The organism is Microcystis sp. LE19-131.1A (genome assembly GCF_027532015.1).
In the GTDB taxonomy this organism is placed as follows: Bacteria; Cyanobacteriota; Cyanobacteriia; order Cyanobacteriales; family Microcystaceae; genus Microcystis; species Microcystis ichthyoblabe_A.
Genome location: NZ_JAPZSS010000053.1, coordinates 1 through 22,184, shown reverse-complemented (window position 1 = coordinate 22,184; position 22,184 = coordinate 1). Strand labels below are relative to the sequence as shown.

7 protein-coding genes and 1 pseudogene are annotated in these 22,184 nt (G+C 43.4%); 1 reads left to right on the top strand and 7 read right to left on the bottom strand.

The features are described from left to right. From O9323_RS04480 to O9323_RS04450, 7 genes are all read right to left on the bottom strand, one after another. Positions 1-2,673 (bottom strand): non-ribosomal peptide synthetase (locus tag O9323_RS04480; RefSeq protein ID WP_288124750.1); only part of this gene is annotated, 2,673 nt, incomplete at its 3' end. Positions 2,674-2,676: 3 nt separating this feature from the next. Next, complete coding sequence (locus O9323_RS04475; RefSeq protein WP_288124749.1) at positions 2,677-7,407, bottom strand: non-ribosomal peptide synthetase; 4,731 nt, start codon at positions 7,405-7,407, stop codon at positions 2,677-2,679. After that, a complete protein-coding gene (locus O9323_RS04470) occupies positions 7,404-16,955 on the bottom strand; it encodes a non-ribosomal peptide synthetase/type I polyketide synthase (protein ID WP_288124748.1) in 9,552 nt (3,183 codons plus the stop codon). The genes O9323_RS04475 and O9323_RS04470 overlap by 4 nt, the downstream gene beginning before the upstream one ends. 30 nt (positions 16,956-16,985) lie before the next feature. After that, positions 16,986-18,377, bottom strand: coding sequence for a hypothetical protein (locus tag O9323_RS04465; protein ID WP_502846420.1), 1,392 nt, complete (start codon positions 18,375-18,377; stop codon positions 16,986-16,988). Between the two features lie 120 nt (positions 18,378-18,497). Beyond that, positions 18,498-19,235: a class I SAM-dependent DNA methyltransferase gene (locus O9323_RS04460; RefSeq protein WP_288124746.1), complete on the bottom strand. Its 738-nt coding sequence runs from the start codon at positions 19,233-19,235 to the stop codon at positions 18,498-18,500. Positions 19,236-19,265: 30 nt separating this feature from the next. Further along, a complete protein-coding gene (locus tag O9323_RS04455) occupies positions 19,266-19,532 on the bottom strand; it encodes an acyl carrier protein (RefSeq protein ID WP_024968818.1) in 267 nt (88 codons plus the stop codon). 148 nt (positions 19,533-19,680) lie between these two features. Continuing rightward, on the bottom strand, positions 19,681-21,423 hold the full coding sequence (locus tag O9323_RS04450; RefSeq protein ID WP_288124745.1) for a fatty acyl-AMP ligase: 1,743 nt from the start codon (positions 21,421-21,423) through the stop codon (positions 19,681-19,683). A 224-nt stretch (positions 21,424-21,647) separates the two neighbouring features. On the opposite strand from O9323_RS04450, the pseudogene O9323_RS04445 reads away from it, so the two are divergent. Then, positions 21,648-21,881, top strand: a pseudogene (locus tag O9323_RS04445) (IS4 family transposase); the annotation flags it as partial. Positions 21,882-22,184 lie beyond the last annotated feature (303 nt).

Sequence of the window (22,184 nt, the reverse complement as noted above, 5' to 3'; positions counted from 1 at the left end):
TCTTTCCGCCGTTAATTCAGGACGATTTAGATAACCCCTCGCAACTCCGACTCCACCAATGTATAATTCCCCTGGTACTCCGATGGGTACTGGTTGTAAAAAGGCATCCAAAATATAAATTTGGACATTAGCGATCGCCTTACCAATCGTGACCTTTAAATCATCTTGATAACATTGTCCAATCGTGGCACAAACACTCGCTTCCGTTGGCCCATAGGCATTAAAAAAGTTTCTACCGACTGACCATTGTTTGACTAAATCCAGGGAACAAGCCTCACCCGCCACAATTAAGGTTTGTAAGTTGGGTAATGATTCCTTGGGTAAAACCACTAAAGCTGAAGGCGGCAAAGTCACATGGCTAATTTCATCCTTTTCTAACCGTTCTATTAAAGGTTGACCTGGCAATAAATCATTTTTTTGAGCAAGATAAAGAGTCGCTCCCGAACCAAAGGTCATCAAAATTTCTGAAATACAAGCATCAAAACTAAAAGAAGCAAATTGCAGCACATGACTGTTATGGTTGACTGCAAAAGATTGAATTTGAGAACTCGCTAAGTTAACTAAGCCCCGATGTTCAACCATCACCCCTTTAGGCTTACCCGTAGAGCCAGAGGTGTAAATAACGTTAGCCAAATTGGAAGGAGTTAACTCACTTTGAAGATTATCTTGAGAATATTGAGAAATCTGCTCTTGGATGTGATCTAAACAAATTAGAGTCGCTTGAGAAGAAGGCAATTTTTCTAATAAAGAACTGTGGGTAATCAAAAAAGGAACTTGACTGTCTTCTAACATGAACTGAAGACGCTCGGTAGGATAGTCAGGATCAAGAGGGAGATAAGCACCACCGGCCTTGAGAATGGCTAATAAGCCAATAATCATTTCCAAAGAACGTTCTAGGGAAATGCCGACTAAGACCTCTGGCCAAACTCCTAAAGTTTGTAAGTAATGGGCTAACTGATTAGCGCGACAATTTAATTCACTGTAGGTTAATGATTGCTCCTCAAAGACTACGGCGATCGCCTTTGGAGTCCGTTCAACTTGTGCTTCAAATAATTGATGAATGCACTGCTCTTGAGGATAATCAGTCTTGGTATTATTCCAAGATATTAATAATTGCTCACGTTCCTTGGATTCTAATAAAGGAATTTCTTTAACTTTAGCTTGTGGATTGAGTATGATTGCCTGAAGTAGGTTTTGAAAATGTTCTCCCATTCTTGCAATTGTTGTAGTGTCAAATAAATCTCTGCTGTAAGTCCAATCTATTGCTAAACCTTCTAAATTTTGCCAGCAGTTTAATTCTAGATCAAATCTGACAGTTTCTTCCACTGATAAGGATAAACTTTCAATACTTAAACCCGAAAGATTCCAAGTATCTTGAGAGATATTTTGTAGCGCAAACATAACTTGTACTAAAGGATTTCTGCTCAAATCACGATCAGGTTGTAGTTTTTCTACCAACATCTCGAAGGGGAGGTCTTGGTGAGCATAACCCTCTAAAGTTGTCTGTTTGACTTGTTCTAATAATTCTAAAAAACTGGGATTTTCCGATAAGTTAACTCTTAAAGCCAAAGTGTTAGCAAAAAAGCCAATTAAAGGTTCGATCGCTGCTTGATTACGATTAGCGATCGGAGAACCTACCAGCAGATCTGATTGACCACTATAACGAGATAGCAAAACGCCGAAAGCGGCCAACAACGTCATAAAGAGGGTTGCGCCATGATCTTGACCTAACTTTTTAAGACTTTGAGTGACATTTTGATCCAGTTGAAAACGTTCAACTCCGCCCCGAAAACTTTGCACTGCTGGACGAGACCGATCCGTTGGCAAGGTGAGAACAGGAGGGACTGTTGCTAACTGTTCTTGCCAATATTTGAGTTGTTTATCTAAGACCTCACCTGAGAGATATTGACGTTGCCAAACCGCAAAATCTGCATACTGAATAGACAACGCAGGGAGAGGATTGGCTAAGTTCTTTAAAAATGCTTCGTATAGAGCCGATAATTCCCGAATCAGAATCCCAAAAGACCAACCGTCATAGATAATATGGTGCATTTTCAACAGCAGCACCGACTTCTGGGGACTCAATTGCAATAGCTTAAACTGAATCAGTGGCCCCACCGTTAAATCAAAAGCTTGTCCTGCTTCCAATTCTGCTACTTGTTGAATTTTGGTTGATTGTTCATTTGGGGATAAATCTTGATAATTGTCAACTTTTAAGCGAAAAGAACTAGGCATCGCGATCGCCTGAATAGGTTCCCCTGAAACAGTAGGGAATGTTGTTCTAAAAATTTCATGGCGGTTAATTAATTCCCCCAAACTCTGCTCTAGCACAGTCAGATTGAGATTCCCATCAATTTGCAATATTTCCAGGGTATTGTAGGAACGACTATCAGGAGAAAGATAATGTAAAAACCATAAACGTTGTTGAGCAAAAGAGAGGGGTAAATGGCCGTCTCTAGCGACAGGTTGAATTGGTAAATGAGCGTTACTTTTAGACTGTTTAGCCCGTTGTAAAAATTGTAGTAATTCAGGTTTGCGATCGCCAATTTCTTGACGGAGTGCTGGGGTCAAAATTCCTTCGGGAGCCTGACAGCGTAAGCGGTTTTCATCAGCTTCTAAAGTAATGCCTAAATCCCGTAGATAGCAGATAAATTTAACAATCGTTTTCGTCATAACTTAGAACTCCACTACCTCAGTATTTTCATGATTTAACTTTCTCTCTGAGCTATCCCGGGCAGCCCATTCCACCGCCTGAATATAGCTTGCAATGCCCGCGATTGTGGGGGATTCAAACATAATTTGCACAGAAAGATCAAGTTTAAAAGCTGAATTAATTCTCGATAAAACCTGGGTAGCCAAGAGAGAATGTCCTCCCAATTCAAAAAAGTTGTCCTTAACACCAATGCGTTCCAGTCCCAAAACTTCACTCCAAATTTGAGTCAGTTGAGCTTCAATCGGATTGCGGGGTAAGACAAAACTGTTAGCCAAATTACGAGTCGTCGCATCAGGAGAAGGTAAAGCTTTACGATCCACCTTGCCATTGGGAGTCAAAGGAAGGGAATCCAGCAACACAAACGCCTGGGGAAGCATATAACTGGGTAGCTTTTCTTGCAGAAATTCTCGTACTTTAGGAATTAACTTTTGGACTAACTTACCACGTAGAGGATTATTGGTGTAATCAGTCCAGGGTTTTGTTTTAAGGGCTTTTTCATCCCAAAAAGCAAGCTTTGAAACGGCTTCTGACACTGAATTACGCTGAAAAATGACATCAAAGGAACCGTCTTGACTACTTTCCCACCAACTGAGGTGAGCGGTGTAACCTAAAGACTCAGCTAACTGCCAAACCTGTTCAGGATTAATACCAGTATCTACTCGTTCTTTGAGAAGTTTTTTGAGTTGTTCAACCGTTTCAACATCAGGGGCATTTTCCACCCATTCCCAAATTTTGAGAGCCTGTTCAACTCGCTGATTCGGAATACCACGAATTCCCAATAATTCAGGTTTTTCTGTCAACAATTGCTCTTGAATTTGAGCTAAAGAAAGTTGATCAAGTTGCCAATTTAACCAGGGGATTACCGTTTGGTCGCTGATTGGTAATGACTGATTATTGATAGCTTCTAAATGGAGAGTGACATCATAGCGAAATTGAGTTAACTCATTGTGAGCTACACCCCGTTTCGGTTGAATTTCTACCCAGCTAATTTGAGGAAAATGTTGTTTTAAAGCTAGGAAAAATGTTGGATCAATGACCAGTTCTTCTTCGCCTGCTACACTTTGGCGTACCTGTTGTTGCCATTGTTCAACGGTTCTGGAGTCAGAAGCTTGGGCTAATTGCACAGCCGCATGATATGGCTCTAATAGGGGTAAACTCCGCACATCCCCGACAAAAATCTGACCTCGCTCGCCAATGACGTTGATCGCCCCTTCAAGCACCTGTAACAGATAATCCACACTGGGAAAATACTGAATAATCGAATTTAAGACGACGGTATCAAATTGACGCGGGGGAATGCCCTCAAAATTATCCGCCGTTTGACAGACTAACTTAACCTGTTCTAAACCTTCAACGGCATTGCAAACCTGTTCAACATAATTTATCGCCCCCTGGGAATAATCCGTTGCCCAATATTCAAGACAATGCCTTGCTATCCTGGAGAGCAACAAACCTGTACCACAACCAATTTCTAAACTGCGTTCTGGTTGCAAGGCTAGGATGCGGCTGACAGTGTTTTCGACCCATTCTCGCATTTCTGAAGCAGGAAGCGGTTGACGAGTATAACTACTATTCCAACCCGTGATATTAAACGTTAGATCGGTTAGGCTATCTTGGCCTTGACTATAGGTTCTTTCATAGAGACTTTGCCAATCACTGATATATTCACTTTGCCATTGAGTTAATTGCTCTGGTAGGGCGACCTTTTGTAGGGCGGGAACTAAGTAAGCAACAAGACGCTGATCCCCATGACTATCCTCCCCAGCAACGACAACACTTTCAGCTAATAGGAAATATTGACTTAAAACGGTTTCAATTTCTCCAATTTCGATGCGAAAGCCCCGAATTTTTACCTGATTGTCAATGCGTCCCAAAAATTCTAAACTGCCATCGGGTAAATAACGGGCTAAGTCTCCCGTTTTATAGAGTTTTGATGGCTGCTCTCCCCCCTTTTTTAGCGTTTCATAGCTTTCTTCTCCCCCCTTATCAAGGGGGGTTAGGGGGGGATCAAAAGGATTGGCAATAAATTTTTCAGCCGTTAACTCAGGACGATTGAGATAGCCCCGCGCTAAACCCGCCCCGCCTAAATGTAATTCTCCTGGTACACCAATCGGGACAGGTTGCAAGTTTTGATCCAATAGATAGATTTGGACGTTGGCGATCGCCTTACCAATAGTCGGGGCCGAAAAGTGATCGGACGGAGATGATTTGACCAGTCCAGAGGTGGCAACCACTGTATTTTCCGTTGGGCCATAGTTGTTAATTACCTGAAAGGGAAGGGACGCAGTAGGATAAAAATGAAGTTTGTCACCGCCCAGTAACAGGGTTTTTAGGCAAGAATGATTCGGCCAATCTAAAACTAATAATTTTTCCGCGACAGGAGTTGGCACAAAGCTAATGGTAATTTCTTGGTTCAGTAACCAATCCCGTAAATTCGTCGGTGAGAGCAGAATATTTTGGGGAACCAGATTAATAGAGGCTCCTGCGGTGAGATAGGGCCACAATTCCCAAACCGTTGCATCGAAAGCAATACCCGCCATTTGGGTAGCTTTATCTAAGGAGCTAATCTCAAAAGCTTGTTGATGCCAGAAAATCAAGTTAAGTAGAGCTTGATGGGAAATCAGTACCCCTTTGGGTTGCCCTGTAGAACCAGAGGTATAGATGCAATAGGCTAGATCGCTAAGTTGTATTTTGAAGTATGGGTTAGTTTGTGGTTGGTCAGCAATTTGTGACCAGTCTCGGTCTAAGCAAATAACTTTCGTCTGATTTTTAGGAAGTTTTTCTGCCAGTTCTGCTTGGGTTAATAGGATTGAAATTTGAGTATCTTCGAGAATGAATTGGGTGCGTACTGGGGGATATTCAGGATCAATGGGGAGATAGGCGGCTCCTGCTTTGAGAATCCCTAAAAATGCGATCGCCATCTCTAGGGAACGTTCAACATAAACCCCGACGATTTGTTCCTTAATCACCCCTAACGACTGAAGATAATGGGCTAATTGGTTAGCGCGATGGTTTAATTCTCCGTAGGTTAAAACTTGATCTTCAAAAATGAGGGCGATCGCCTCTGGCTGGCTTACTGCTTGAGCTTCAAATAACTGATGAACAAGCTTATCTTTGGGATAATCGGCTTGGGTTTGATTCCAATCCACTAAAAGTTGCTTTTGTTCCTGCTCCGACAACAAAGGTAATAGGCTCACCGATTGTTGAGGATTGGCAATAACCGCCTTGAGTATATTCTGAAAATGTTTCAAGAAACGGGCGATCATTGTCCCATCAAATAGGTCAATGTTGTAGCAACAGAATCCAGCTATACCGTCGTTTACTTCTGATAAATGAACCTCTAGGTCAAAACGAGCAGGCTCAAGTTCCCAAGACATTTCTTCAACGACTAAGCCAGGTAAGTTCCATGTCTCATTTGTTGCATTTTGTAACACAAACATCACTTGTACGAGAGGATTGCGGTCTAGGTTGCGTTCTATTTGTAATTCTTCCACTAACATCTCAAAGGGCAAGTCTTGATGCTCATAGGCATCTTGAGTGACTTTGCTTACCTGTTGTAAAAAAGTGGCAAAACTCGGTTGTTGTGATAAGTCTAATCTCAAGGCAAGCGTGTTAACAAAAAAGCCAATTAAGCCTTCAATTTCTCGACGATTACGGTTGGCGATCGCTGAACCAATTACGAGATCAGTCTGGCCACTATAACGGGATAAAAGTAGCCCAAAAGCGGCTAACAACGTCATAAATAAGGTGCAACCCGACTGTTGACTTAACGCCTTTAATTCTTGGGTCAGTTGACTATCTAGCTGAAATATTTCTATCTTGCCTTGAAAAGTTTGGAACGCGGGACGAGGGCGATCTGTCGGCAGTTCTAGCAGAGGAGGAGCATCGGCTAATTGTTGCTTCCAATATTCCAATTGAGCCGCTAAAACTTTACCCTGTAACCACTGCCTCTGCCAAACAGCAAAATCCGCATATTGAATTGGTAACGTCGGTAAAGTTGGTTCTTTATCCGCAACAAAAGCCCCATAGAGATGGGACAATTCACGAATAAAAACACCGATTGACCAGCCATCAGAAATAATATGGTGCATATTAATTAATAAAATATGCTTTTCTGGCTGCAATTTGAGGAGCGTTACCCTCAACAAAGGACTCTTAGTTAAATCAAAGGGGGTTTGGGATTCCCGATAGGCCAATTTTTCTGCTTCTGTCTCCTTTCCAGCCAAATTAACCATCGTCAATTCCCAAATAGGCTGGGGATCAATGACCTGCACGGGAACCCCGTCAACCGTCTGAAAACTGGTACGCAGTGACTCATGACGCTGAATGATGGTTCTTAGGGCTTGTTTGAGAGCTTCTACCTGAAGAGGCCCGCTTAAACTCAAGGCCCCTGTCATGTTATAGGTTCCCGTGGCTCCTTCTAATTGATACAAGAACCAGAGTCGCGACTGGGCAAAGGAGAGGGGTAATTGGGTATCACGGGCAATCGGAAGAATGGTTCTAGAGCTAACCTGCTCCTCTGAACCCAGTTGCTCAAGAAATTGAATGATTTCTGCTTTACGGTTTTTCAGTTCTGTTTGAATCTCTGGGGTCAATAGGCCCTGGGGCGCATTACAACGCAGGCGATCGCCGTCCATCCAGAGTTTAATATCTTGATTGGCTAAATCTGACAAAAAGGTTTCAATGGATTTCATATTTCGATCTCCTGGCGATCGCCCGATAAATGCTCAACAGGGGCTTGTAATTTTTGTAAAGTGGCATGAATGTCCGTTACCGCTAAAGCCAAATCCGCTACAGTCGGTTGTTCAAATAGGCGACGCAGGGGCAATTCTAGGGAAAAACTTTCTCGTAACCGTGAAATAACTTGAGTGGCTTGTAAAGAATTACCGCCGATCTCAAAAAAGTTATCATAAATTCCCACTTTTTCCAGTTTTAAAACTTGACCAAAAATAGCGGCGATCGCCTCCTGGGTAGGATTATCAGGAGGCACATAATCTACCGAACGATTTAACTCTGGATTGGGCAACGGTAAAGCCCGACGATCGATTTTGCCATTGCTGGTTAACGGTAATTTTTCTAGCACAAGCCAATAGGCGGGAATCATATAGTCGGGAAGCTGCCGTTTAACAAACTCTCGTAATGATTGAGTCGTAAAAGCAGGATCATTAAGGACAACATAGGCTGCCAAAGCCCGATTTTCAGGGCGATCGCTTTCATTCACCAAAACCACCGCTTCTCGTACCTGGGGATGGGAAAGCAAAACAGCCTCAATTTCTCCCAACTCAATCCGAAAACCGCGAATTTTGACTTGATTATCAATGCGTCCCAGATATTCAATATCACCATCGGGTAAATAACGAGCTAAATCTCCCGTTTTATACAATTTTGATGGCTGCTCTCCCCCCTTATCAAGGGGGGTTAGGGGGGGATCAAAAGGATTAGGAATAAACCGCTCTGTGGTCAATTCAGGACGATTGAGATAACCTCTTGTTACTCCTGCACCGCCCACATACATCTCTCCATGTACTCCAATCGGTACAGGTTGTAAATATTTATCCAGTAAATATACCTGCAAGTCGGGAAGATGACGACCAATGACACTACCCGTGTTATTTAAGTCAGTCATACTTAACGGGTGATAAGTAACGTGGACAGTCGTTTCTGTAATTCCGTACATATTGACCAATATGGGGATTTGGTCGCCGTGTCGTTCAAACCAAGGCTGTAAACTGTTGATTTCTAAAGCTTCTCCCCCAAAAATGACTAAGCGTAAACTTAAATCGTAATCTGTTGTCTGTTCCGCTTGAATTAATTGACGGAAGGCGGCAGGGGTTTGATTAAGAATGGTGACTTTCTCTTGACACAATAACTCTAAAAATAATAGGGGGGAACGACTAACCAAATAAGGCACTATTACTAATCGGCCACCATAGAGTAAGGCCCCCCACATTTCCCAAACAGAAAAGTCGAAAGTATAGGAATGGAATAGAGTCCAGACATCTTGAGAATTAAAATGATACCAAGAGTCTGTTGACGCAAACAGTCGCACAACATTGGCGTGATTGACTAAAACTCCTTTAGGTTTACCTGTGGAGCCTGATGTATAGATGATGTAGGTTAAATTATCTGATTTCGCGCCGCTTTTAGGGTTTGATATACTCTCTTGAGCAATTTTTTCCCATTGTCTATCTAAACAGATAATCTGTAGTTGATCTTTAGGAACAGATTCTAATAACTTCTCTTGAGTTACTAAGACTTTCACTTGAGAGTCTTCTAACATAAAACTTAGGCGTTCTTGGGGATAGTCAGGATCAAGAGGCACATAAGCTCCTCCCGCCTTGAGAATCCCTAATAAGCCAACAATCATTTCCAAAGAACGTTCTACGGAAATGCCGACTAAGACCTCTGGCCCCACTCCTAAACTTTGTAAATAATAGGCTAACTGATTGGCTCGACTATTTAATTCACTGTAGGTTAATTTTTGGTTTTCAAAAATAACCGCGATCGCATCAGGAGTCCGTTCAACTTGCGCTTCAAATAATTGATGAATGCACTGATCTTGGGGATAGTCGGTCTTGGTATTATTCCAATCCACTAATAACTGTTGTCGTTCAGCAGGACTTAATAAGGGCAATTCCCGCAAATTTTGTCGCGAATCATTAATAACTGCCTCAAGTAAGGTTTGGAAATGACCCAACCAACGCTGAATCGTTTCATCTTTAAATAAATCTGTATTATAGTCACAGTCAATTAGAGCTTCTCCGCCCATTTCTGTCACATTCCAATGCAAATCTCGATCCCTAAAACTAACCTTTTGAGGCAGTAAACTAATCTCTAATCCTTTCATTTTGGGTAAGTTAATGGCTGGTTCTAAATTGAAACTGACATCAATTAAAGGAGAGCGACTGGTATTACGCGGTAAATCTAACTGATTGAGCAAAAGAGCAAAGGGATAGTCCTGATGTTCATAGGCCGACAACAGAACCCCCCGCATTTGTTTGAGATAATCAGCAAAAGTGGGATTACCTGCTAATTGACTGCGAATTGGTAAAAAATGGGTGCAATAACCCACCATTCCTTCACTATCTAAAAGGCCACGTCCAGACGTTGGCAGACCCACCAGAATATCATCCTGTCCCGTCAAACGATGAATGAGAAGGTTATAAACCGATAACAGGGTCATCAGCAAGGTACAGCCCTGTTTACGACTAAATTGCTTTAGTTTTTCTGTAAATTGGCTATCTAAAGTTAGACTTCGACGATTGGCTTGGTAACTGGGTAAAGCTGGACGAGGTTTGTCAGTGGGTAAATTCAAAACGGTCGGATTGACAAGCGTTGTTAACCAATAAGCTTGCTGTTTTTTCAGTTCTTCCCCTTGGCTTGGCTGGCTTTGCCATTCAATCAATTCTCGAAACTGTTTTGGGGTTTTAAGATTAGCCGTAACACCCTGACATTTGGCTGAATATAACTCTCCTAATTCCCGAAGTATTACTCCCATTGACCAACCGTCAGCAATGATATGATGGGTTGTTAATACTAACCAATATCGTTCAGCATCTAACTTGAGCAGACACCAACGCACGAGGCAACCTTGGCTTAAATCAAAGGATTTTTCACTTTCCGCTTTTAACCATTGTTCTGCTTGCTGTTGAGCCGAAGCTTGGTCAGCACTGAAGTCTAAAATAGGACAGTTAATCTCAACCTGGGGCAGTATTTCTTGACTATCTCCCTGGGCATTAATCTTGGTTCGTAACGCTTCATGGCGATCGCTGATTCGTTGAATAGCTTGGGTCATCGCAACGAGATTTAAGGGGCCACTTAATTGCAATGTCACTGATTGGTTATAGGCAGCCGAGCCGTTTTCTCCTAATTGAGCCAAAATCCACAGTTGTCGCTGGGCTTCGGTGAGAGGGACTTGATCACCCCCTAACCCCCCTTGATAAGGGGATTGATCCCCCCCTAACCCCCCTTGATAAGGGGATTGATCCCCCCCTAACCCCCCTTGATAAGGGGATTGATCCCCCCCTAACCCCCCTTGATAAGGGGGGAGATGAGGTTGATATAAGTCTTTTAGGGACTGGAGATAGGGTAAATTGGCCAAAACTGTTTGTTCATCTACCCCAAAATCAATAAAACAAGCCACTTCATCCACACCGATGGACTGCAAATGATCAATAATTTGACGGCAGGTTTCGGGTGTGCCAATTAAGGCACTGGTTTCTGTATAGCGTTTATAGGCAGAAGCGAGGAGAAAGTCCCGATCTTCGTCTCTTAATTGTTCAAAATCCACTTTCATGCCCTGGCTCTTGACCATATTCTGCAAGAGTCCGACAGAGGAGGTGAGGTATTGCCCAAAGGGTTGGCGAGCTTGTTCTCGAACTTGTTCTAAATCCTTGCCAACAAAAGTATGCAGGAGAACTGTCACCGTTCCCGACGCGGGATCATAACCATGCTCTGCCAAAGATTGACGATATAGAGCAATATTACGAGCTAAATCTTCCACGCTTTGCCCCATCAGATTGGTAAGGATATTAGCACCGATCGCCCCTGCTCTGATATAGGTATCGGGATTATTGACAATAGTAATCCAGCTGGGTAACTGGGACTGCATTGGTTGGGGATAGGTTTTTACCTCTACCCTTTGACCCTTTCCGTCTGGCACGGTGATCGCTTCCCCTCGCCAAAGTTTCTGGACGGTTTCAATTTCTTGGAACATCAATTCCCGATGTTGGCCAAAGGACTGGGGAGCCAAGACAAAATCCTGGGGATGCCAACCCGATGCAAAAGCAATACCAACGCGGCCCTGGGAAAGATTGTCCACCACTGCCCATTCTTCGGCGACTCGGATGGAATTATGTAGCGGTAAAACCACACTGCCTGATCGCAGTTGAATCTGTTTGGTTTCCCGTGCTAAAGCCGCCGCCAAAACCGAAGGATTGGGAGAAAAACCACCAAAAGCGTGGAAATGACGTTCAGGAATCCAAAGGGCCGTAAAACCAGCGCGATCGCCAAATTTAGCTCCTTCAAACAGTAAGTTATATTTATTCGGGTTAAATTCCGCTTCATAGCTACCAAAGTAGTAGAGGCTAAACTGTATAGTTTTGGGGACTTGAGACCCGATCACTTTCCCTAACTGACTGTCCCTAACAGAACGAGAATTTCCTCCCTTATCAAGCGCGACATCAACATCTCCCCCCTTATCAAGGGGGGTTAGGGGGGGATCAATCCCCTTATCAAGGGTGACATCAACATCTCCCCCCTTATCAAGGGGGGTTAGGGGGGGATCAATCCCCTTATCAAGGGGGGTTAGGGGGGGATCAATCCCCTTATCAAGGGGGGTTAGGGGGGGATCAGTTTGAGGCCTTTGCATTGACCAGGAAGGCTTTTTTGCGGGGATAAAACCTCCCTGACGCAATTCTGTGACGCTATCTTTAACCGCTTGGACAAATTGGGCAAGATCGGCTTCCGTATGGGCGGTTGAAAGAAAATGTTTACGCCATTCCCAGACATAAATACCTTTTTCTACCATGTGATAGAAAAGTAAATCCAAATTGCCAGAGAGGGCAAACCGGAAGAAAGAACTAAACTGTTCGATTTTAATGGGAACTTCTTCGGCTTGAAAATAATGATTCAGTGTATCGGCTAAGGCCGCAGTGCGTTCAGTTAATTGTTGTTGCAGACCTGGCCCCTGCTCCTTTAAATGGGTCAGGACAGCCCTAGCCGCTACCATTGCTAACGGATGCTGATTAAAGGTTCCCCCAAAAAAGGTTCTGTCCACCCCAGGATAGGATTTATCGCCATAACGCCACATTCCCCCGTCAATGCTGTCCAGATAATGGGCCTTACCTGCAATAACTCCAATGGGCATTCCTCCCGCAACTACTTTGCCATAGGTGGCAATATCCGCCCGTACTCCAAATAAAGCTTGCGCTCCCCCTGGGTGCGATCGAAAACCCGTAATCATTTCATCAAAAATCAGGGCAATGCCCATTTGACTGGTAATTTGCCGCAGACTTTGGAGAAATTGCTTGGGTTGTAGTAAAGGATTACCACTTTGAATCGGTTCTACTAAGACCGCCGCTAAATCCTGTCCCTGGGTTTGTAAATAGTTCAGAGCTTCCGCACTGCCATAGTCCAATACCACCACATCGGAACTAAGGCTGGGGGGAACGCCTAGAGCTAGGGGAAAAGAGTGGAGTTGGTTATCAATAATTTGGTTCCTAAAAAGGGTTCCGTCCGCATGGCCATGATAGGAGCCTTCAAAGATGGCAATTTTACTCCGACCTGTTGTTGCCCTGGCGATACGAATAGCGGCCATTACGGCTTCGGTTCCAGAGTTGCAAAAACAAGCTCGTTCGGCTCCTGTTAGTTCACAAATTAAGGCGGCCACTTCTCCCACAATTGGCGATCGCGGATTGAGATGAATGCCTTCAGTGAGTTGGCTTTGTAGGGCCGACATAATGAAGTCTGGTTGATGCCCAAACAGCGTTACCCCTTGCCCCATCGTCATATCAATATATTCATTACCGTCCACATCCCAAATTCTTGATCCTTGAGAACGTTGGGCCACAATGGGATAGAGCATCTCTTTAATGGACATACGGAATCCGACCGAGGCTCGACTATCTGCTAAACGCGGGCGATCGCTTTGCACAATTTGCTTAGAGGTTTTTGTACGTTCCGTAAAGCGAGCAATTAATGCCTCTAGATGTTGCTGTTGTTGGGGAGTTAATCCACCTGTGGGTGGTTTTTTCGGCCCCCAGGGAGTGGCTGTTACTGTCGGTTGGGGAGCAGAAGCTTGATTGCTGGTTTGACGGGTGCGACTGGCTATTGGCTCTAGGTTCGCCGCTAATTGCTGGGGGGGAATTAACTGTTGTGTAAGTCCGTTTGACCTATTTTGACTGACGGAAGATGGGGAATTTTCTGTGGTTCGGGGAGTCGTCGGGGCAAAATTGGCCGTTTGCAAGACCTCTAACTGTTTGGCCATCAGTTGTAACTGTTGACCCATAATATTTTCCAGGGCAGAACTAGGAACGCTTGAACCTGATGCTGCCAGAACCCTTGGTTGTGGTACAGGCTCTTGAGAAACTGTGATATTAGGGGCGATCGCCGAAACCTTTGGAGAAGCCGTTTGACCTTGAAAGCCGTTGGTATTAGAACTCAGCACGACATTGGGCGATCGGTTATTTGAGCAGGCAATGGGCGCAGAAAACACCTCGGTATTAATTTGAGTATTCTGGACATCATTAGCCGGATTTTGAGCTAAATAGGTTGCTAAAGCATCTAAAGTAGATAACTCCTCAAATAACTGACGCATAGCAATTTTAACGTTATAGGCATTCTCAATGCGTCTGACCGCCTCAACCATGACAATGGAATCTGCCCCCATCTCCAGGAAAGGTGTATGAACATTGACATCAGCAGGGGACAATTGCAGTAAATTTCCCACTAGGGTTTGCAATGTGATTAGAATCTCCTGTTGTTTTTGATTGCTGGAGATAGCTTGGACATTAGTGGCATTGGTCGTCATGGTTGTTTCTTCAGAAGTCGGTTTAATGGTTTCAAGCCAATAACGTTGACGTTGAAAAGGATAGGTCGGTAGAGCCAGTAAATTTTGTGAACAGTTTACATTAAAACCTTCCCAGTTTATCTTGGCTCCTTGGGAATCATAGAGAATCGCCAAACTATTTAGTAGGCTTTGTTCTTCTTCTTGAGGAGGGGCGAGGGAAAATAGCCAGGTAGCTGATGTTTCTGGACAACATTGTTGACCCAATCGAGATAAAGTCGGTTTCGGACTGACTTCCAAAAAAAGACTGAATTTCTGCTCGATCAGCGTTTGGATACTCCCATAAAATTGTACAGGGTTGCGTGCATGATTTCGCCAGTAACGAGCGTCAATTGTTGCTCCTTCTGGTAGAACTTCCCCCGTTAAATTCACAACTAAGGGAATTTGCAGGGGTTGGTAGGAAATAGCAGCAGCTTCCTGTTCTAAGGAATCTAAAATTGGCTCCAACAGGTGCGAGTGAAAAGCATGGGAAACTTTGAGAGGACGAACTTCTATTCCTGCTGCCGTTAAATGAATGATAATCTCAGCAATAATCGGCGCTTTTCCTGAAATAACAAAATTTTCTGGGCCATTAATAGCCGCGATCGCTACGTCGTTTGTATAAGGCTCAATAGTAGCTTTAACCCGCTCTTCTGCGGCAAAAACGGCGATCATTGTCCCCTCTTTAGGGAGAGACTGCATCAGTTTTGCCCGTTTGGCAATTAGCGTTAATCCGTCTTCTAAGCTTAAGGCTCCGGCAACAGTAGCCGCCACATATTCACCGACACTATGACCAATTACTGCCGCCGGTTCTATTCCCCAGGAACGCCATAACTGTGCTAGGGCATACTCGAATGCGAATAAAGTGGGTTGGGTATAGGCAGTCTGCTCTAGGTAAAAACTCGCTGTTTCGGCTTCTGGGTCAGCAGGATAAAGAATTTCTAAGAGGGGTTGATCTAAATGGGGTCGCAGGATTTCAGCACAGCGATCCAAGGTTTGGCGAAAGACGGGTTGGGTTTCGTACAGTTGACGACCCATACCTACATATTGAGAACCTTGACCGGCAAATAGAAAAACAATTTTAGGTTTTTTCTTTTTGTTAATACTCTTCGGTTCTCTCATCCTTTCTTGGTTACTAAAGTTCTCTATCTTCTGCAACATTTCTAAGCGATCTCTAGCCACTACTCCTAAACGATGATTAAAGTGCGATCGCCGACTATTGGCCGTAAAACAAACATCAGCGAGAGGAATTTCATGATGATCAGCTAAATACTTTTGATAACAACGGACTAAGGCTTTTAAGGCTTCTTCATTCTTGGCAGATAAAGTCAGCAAATGCCAGGGACGTTCTATCAACTTCTGCCCATTTTGTTGATTGTTTTTAACGGTGACAGGGGCTTCGCTGAGAATCAGATGGGAATTTGTCCCCCCAAACCCAAAGGAACTGATACCGGCTAAACGTCGTTCGACACCGTTTTCAGCCGAAGAATTGGGTTTAATTTGCCAGGGTTGGGACTGAGTGGGAATCGCAAAGGCGGTTTCCGCTAGGGAAATATAGGGATTAAGGGTTTTAAAGTGGAGATTGGGGGGAATTTCTTGGTGCTGTAAGCAGAGAACGACCTTAATCAGACCTGCAATTCCCGCCGCCGCTTCTAAATGACCAATGTTGGTTTTAACGGAACCCAGCCAACAGGTTTGATCGAGCGATCGCCCTTCACTCAGAACCGCTTTCAGAGATTTAACTTCGATCGGATCCCCCAATTCTGTCCCCGTGCCATGGGCTTCGACATAGCTAATCTGGGCCGGTTTTACCCTGGCATTTGCCAGGGCCTGACGAATCACCGCCTGTTGAGCAGGGCCATTAGGGGCTGTGAGTCCATTACTTAAACCATCCTGATTCACCGCCGAACCCTCAATCACTGCTAAAACGCGATCGCCGTCCTGAATGGCATCCCTAAGACGTTTAAGTACGACTACTCCACAGCCTTCGGAACGCACATAACCATCGGCCTTCGCGTCAAAGGTTTTACAACGACTGTCGGGGGCCATCATTCTCGCTTGGGAAAAAACAACGGTTGTCTCTGGCGACAAAATGAGATTAACTCCCCCCACTAAGCAGAGGTTCGATTCCTGATGTTGCAGACTCTGACAGGCTAAGTGAACAGCAACCAGAGAGGAGGAACAAGCCGTATCTACCGCCAAACTAGGGCCACGCAAATCAAAAACGTAGGACAAACGGTTAGCCGCAATACTCGTACTGTTACCTGTGCCGGCATAACCCGTCAAATTAGAGAGATTGTGATAGGTTAAGTGACGATAATCTGAACCACCAATACCAATAAAAACCCCTGATTGGCTACCAGCTAGAGTTTCAGGCACAATTCCTGCATTTTCTAAGGATTCCCAAGCAACTTCTAGTAACAGTCTTTGTTGGGGGTCTAAATAATTAGCTTCTAAAGGAGAAATGCGGAAAAATTGCGGATCAAACTGATCCACATTTGGCAAAAAACCGCCCTGGCGACTATACATTTTTGCCGTCGTTCCTGGCGTGGAATCATAAAATTTGCCCATATCCCAACGTTCACGGGGAATATCGGCGATCACATCCACCCCATCTCGCATGAGGTGCCAGAAAGCCTCTGGGTTATCCGCCCCAGGAAAACGACATCCCATACCAATAATTGCAATGGAACCCATAGAAATTTCCCTGACTGCGATCGTCCTAATTTAAGCGTTTACAGTTTCTTTGAATTGACGAAAAGCCTTCACGTTATTGGCGATCGCTCGGTCAATAGATCCCCCCGCTTTCATGATACGCATCTCACGGTTAACAGGCCATAGATAATCTAAATTATCAGTTAAACGTAGCATATTCTTGAGCATTTTTTGATGATATTTAACTTGTACATGGAAGCCTTGATGCTCTTGACACAAACATTTCTCTAACCAATAGAGGGACTCTTCTTCTGACATTCCAAATAAAGACGATCGTAGAATTTTATCGTAATAGGATAAAAAAGCAGCGTCCTGTCGGAAAGTACTTGCTATCCCCAAGGATAAACCCCCTAAAAAGCCTTGTTGCATCCGATAAAAAACTAAATTGCCGATAAACTGTTCATAGCCTGTCGGCTTAGAAAAATCTTTGTATAAATCACGGCCAATTAATTGGGAAGTCGTGGTATGAAAAGCTTCGTCTAAAAGATGATAATGGGAAATTGCTGTAGGGATAGGAATAAATTCTTCTTTTTTTTCTAATTCCCTGAAATAGCGAGAATATTGATATTCATACGTCTTTAAATTCATATTACCCGTTAAACGATAGGTATAGTGCTGGCAAGCTAAAAAAGGAGAACTACCCCAATGAAAAGCAAAAAACTGGAGCAAAGGCTGAGGATTTGCTACCCCAAAATAACCTTTACTGGAAGCATTAAGCAATACACCTTTTTTTTCTAATTCTAATAAATAAGAAGAGTAATACTCTGATGAATTTTTGACTAGGGCTTTGCTCAAAGAACGTAATCCTTTATATTGGAGTTCTGAGTAAGAAGAAGTAGAACTGAGGTTCAAAATTTTCTCTCCTACCTTCGATGCTGTTTTTCTTAGGTTTCCAGGCTTAGACACTGAATTTTTATTGGATTTTAGTTTTAAAGCTTGTTTTCCTAAAAGAGCGATTTTTGTTTTGCTAACAATATTTTGAAACGCATGAATATGATATTTTTCTTGATGACTCTCATGATCTAAGGTTGAGCAAAGAGAATCGTAGCCACCGACCTTGGCAAAGACTCCAGCTGTCACCTGATTGTAGTTAATCGTACTGGCTTCACTGGCCGCAACGGCATCATACTGTGCGCCCCAATATAAATGGTTGAGAGCTAATTTTTGAGAATCGGAAGCCTGCTCATAGAGAGGAGTTCCATACAAAATGGATAGCTCAGGGACTCCCCATAAATGTTGACTGTTACTGGCATAATCAAAGCTTTTGTCAAGGGCTTCAATCTTTTCGGTATAGTCAGATTCCAAATTATGACGAAGATTAACCTCATTGAGTTTGAGATGTCTTAAGGGCGGCTGATTGGAGATTGAGGAATTTTCGGTCTTGGAGTCTTGAATGGTATTCATAGTTTCTTCAGAGAATAAGGTAAGTTGGATTTTTTTTAGCAGAATTTAAGCTGAATGGGTTGTTTTATGCCCAATAACAAAACAAACTGAAGGACAAGGAATGTTTGTCAAAGGACGTTGTTAAAGCCAGGGCATCGCATCAAGAACAGTTAGTTCACAAGCATCAGCCAACAATTCAACTTCAGGCTTGAAAAGATAGCGCTGAGGATGTGTTTCCCGTGAATTCTCTAGAAGTTGATTTTCTTGATTTGTTACCCATAAATTGTGAGTAACTTCCACTATATTTTCATGGGTTAAAAAATTTAGTTCACTAATATAGGTTACTTCGTTACCATTGGAATTATCCTCTAAACGCAATATTGATGCCGTAGGCCGACTCTTAAATTCCCCCAGTACGTAAGGCCCATAGGACACATCACAAATAAAAATCCCCCCAGCTTTTAAATGATTTTTAACCGTTGCAAAAGTTGCCAGTAAGTCTTGATTTGTTACTTGATAGTTAACTACATGAAATAAAGCAAGAACAACATCAAACTGACGATCTAAACGAATCGTACAAACATTGCCTTGGGAAAAACTCAAGCAGGAAGCCATCGTTTGATTTTCAACGCGAGTTTTAGCTTGTTCTAGCATCTCAGCACTGAGATCAACACCATGGACAGAATATCCCTTTTTTGCCAGCAGGGCCGCATGATAGCCTGTACCACAGCCCAAATCCAATATAGATTGCGCTTCAGTAGTATAATTCTGAATTACATCATGAATAAATTCTACTTCTTTGACATAATCCTTGTTGTAACCTTGATGACCTACTACTAGATCATAGTAATAAGACACAGACTGACCAAAACTTGTCATTTCAGAATATCCTGTTGAATTGATAAAATGTTAAGATTCGCTGACTTGTTTAGCTAACTTTTCTAGGGTTGGATAATCATAAATCAGAGTACGATCTAAATCTCGCCCTAACCAATCCTCTAGATCGGCGATTAAGGCAACTGCCGTAGAAGAATCTAGACCGTACTCATCAAAAGGGACACTAAGATCAATCTCATCTTCGTCCACCTCCATCATTTCTGTCATGTAAGCCACTAACCAGTTTTGAATTTCCGTTAGGGTCGGTTGTTTTTTGTCGTTTGGGATTTCTGTGGACATTAGACTCAGGTTGCTTTCTTTAGAAATGTAGCTAATTTTTAAGGAATTTCCAAGTCTAGGGACGTGGACTTAAGGGGAGAGAAAGAATTGCTCGAAGTTTTAATCGATATACGAATTTAACACATTAAGTGCCGATCAAGAAATTTTCTTAGCCCAAAATTTCCAGGCTTCCCTCTAAAAATTTGGCCCGACAGCCACGACGCTGAATTTTGCCGCTAGAGGTTTTGGGTAAACTGCCAGTCCTGATCAGGGCGATCGCATAAACCTGTAAATCGTATTCCTGGACAACAGCTTTACGAATGGCTCTGTTTACCTCGTCTATATCGATTTTCCGTAGCCAGGTGCGCTCAACTTCCTGAACCACCACAAGTCGTTCTTCCCCCTTGACTTCAACGGTAAAAGCCGCCCCACAACTGGGACGCAGAGCAGGGTGACTATTTTGGACGGTATATTCAATATCCTGGGGATAATTATTGCGGCCTCGAATAAGAATAATTTCCTTGAGCCGACCTGTGACAAACAATTCACCGTCTTTGATAAAGCCCAAGTCTCCTGTTCGCAGAAAAGGCCCGGCTCCTGTATCGGCCAAATAAGCTTGAAAGGTTTCCTGAGTCTCTTGAGGTTTTCCCCAATAACCCTGGGCGATTGTTGAACCTGATACCCAAATTTCGCCGACAATTTCAGGGGAGCAAGGTTTCAGGGTTTCAGGATTGACAATGACGATTTGAGTATCAATCGTTGTCCAGCCGCAGCCCACGAGGGTCTGCACATTGCTATCTGTTTCAGTGGCTCCCACAATCTTATTTTTTTCTAAAGCATTAGCCTGAACGGGATAAAAGTAAGAGGGACTGTCATAACTAACCGCCGTAACTACCAGGGTGGCTTCTGCCAAACCGTAGCCAGGACAAAGGGCCGTGGCCTTGAAACCAGAAACTTGAAAAGCCTCCGCAAATTTTTTTAGTACCTCTGCTCTGACGGGTTCGGACCCATTCAAAGTCATGCGCCAATGGCTTAGGTCTAACGTGGCCCGTTTTTCAGGAGGAATTTTCCGTACACAAAGATCGTAGGCAAAATTGGGGGCCGCACTATGGGTTGCTTTTTTATCGGAAAGGGCTTGTAACCAACGTAATGGTCGTTCCACAAAGTTGGCAGGGGCCATCATGTAACAAAGAAATCCTTTGTACAAAGGCTGAATAACCCCATAAATCAGACCCATATCATGGAAGGTTGGTAGCCAAGTGACCATTACGCTATCTTGATCATGGCCCCAAACATGATCTATAAAGGCTGAATTAATCAACAAGTTATGGTGACTGACCATGACTCCCTTGGGGGTTCCCGTTGAGCCAGAGGTGTATTGTAAAAAAGCGAGGGTATTTTTTTCTAGAGTCGGTTCTTGCCAATTCGCACTGAGGTGATGGTCAATTTCATCGGTAACGACCCATTGCATCTCTGCCAATTCCGAGTCTTTGGCCCATTGGTTCTCCAACGTGGGGAAGAGGGCCGCATTGGTAAAGGTGAATCGGGCTTGGGAATCGGCAATAATGGCCTGTAAGCGAAATAGGTTTTGATTGCGTCGGGGTGGATAGGCGGGAATAGCGACGACTTCCGCGTACAAGCAACCAAAAAAAGCTGAAATAAAATCTAGTCCCGGGGGATAGAGCAGTAAACCCCTTTCGCCCTTGGCTTCTAAGGATTGTAGATGAGCCGCGATCGCCCTAGCATTTTGATCCAGTTCTCCATAGGTTAAACGAGCCTCTTCGGTCTCTCCGTTTCGCAGGAAAATATAGGCGATGCGTTCAGGTTGAGTGCTTGCCCGATAACGGAGTAACTCAACTAGGGTTGAGAACTGATTAAAGGGTTCTTGCAGATCACCATAGTTAATAGTCATCTAAGTACAGGACAAAAAGCTGGAAAAGTAGGCGGGAGTAGATTTTTATGAGAAATAGCACTAATCTCGAAACCCCCGTGAACCAGTATAGGGGAGCATCTCACCTTTGTAACCCCTAAATCAGGTTTTATGTCAAGCTATTTTAAAAGCCTTGCCAGAAAGCAGTTTTAGGGACAAGTATAATTACTCACTTGCATAAATGAGATGCTCCCCAGTATAACGCCTTGAAACAAGCTCTCAAACCTCCTAAAGGGATGGCACGGAGCAAGACTCTCTTTACTCGCTCCATTGAAATAGCTCCCATTGTAGTCCAGTGGCTCCCTATCCCTCAACCCTGGCTATTGAGTATTGACCGCACCAATTGGTCATTTGGTAGTCATACCCATTCTCTGGTGATGCTCAAGAAGAAAAAAGGCAACTCAAACAGCGATGAACGGATGCGTTTTATTAAACCTCTTGCATAATTAATTTTTGAGGGTTCAAAAACGGCAAAAATAAGAACTAAACTGCCTAAAATCTGTAAATAGACTATTTAGTTAATTATTATTCATTCTTAATTCTCTTGACTACTGGCTACTGACTCCTAACCCTAACAACAATTTTTAGTTTTCACAAGAGGTCTAAGGGACTTCCAAAAAATAAACTATTCATTCTCAAGAATAATAATCATTCTCGGAGTGTGGGAGGTAGGGATCGATGGTTGCCCCCTCCTTCCAATTTTGTAGTAGAATTAATCCTGTACATTATTAATCAAGTTTTTC

Excerpts from the sequence above, each read along its gene's own strand:
- O9323_RS04450 (WP_288124745.1), bottom strand. The coding sequence starts at position 21,423 with ATGACTATTAACTATGGTGATCTGCAAGAACCCTTTAATCAGTTCTCA.
- O9323_RS04455 (WP_024968818.1), bottom strand. The coding sequence starts at position 19,532 with ATGTCCACAGAAATCCCAAACGACAAAAAACAACCGACCCTAACGGAA.
- O9323_RS04475 (WP_288124749.1), bottom strand. The coding sequence starts at position 7,407 with ATGAAATCCATTGAAACCTTTTTGTCAGATTTAGCCAATCAAGATATT.
- O9323_RS04470 (WP_288124748.1), bottom strand. The coding sequence starts at position 16,955 with ATGGGTTCCATTGCAATTATTGGTATGGGATGTCGTTTTCCTGGGGCG.
- O9323_RS04460 (WP_288124746.1), bottom strand. The coding sequence starts at position 19,235 with ATGACAAGTTTTGGTCAGTCTGTGTCTTATTACTATGATCTAGTAGTA.
- O9323_RS04465 (WP_502846420.1), bottom strand. The coding sequence starts at position 18,377 with ATGAATACCATTCAAGACTCCAAGACCGAAAATTCCTCAATCTCCAAT.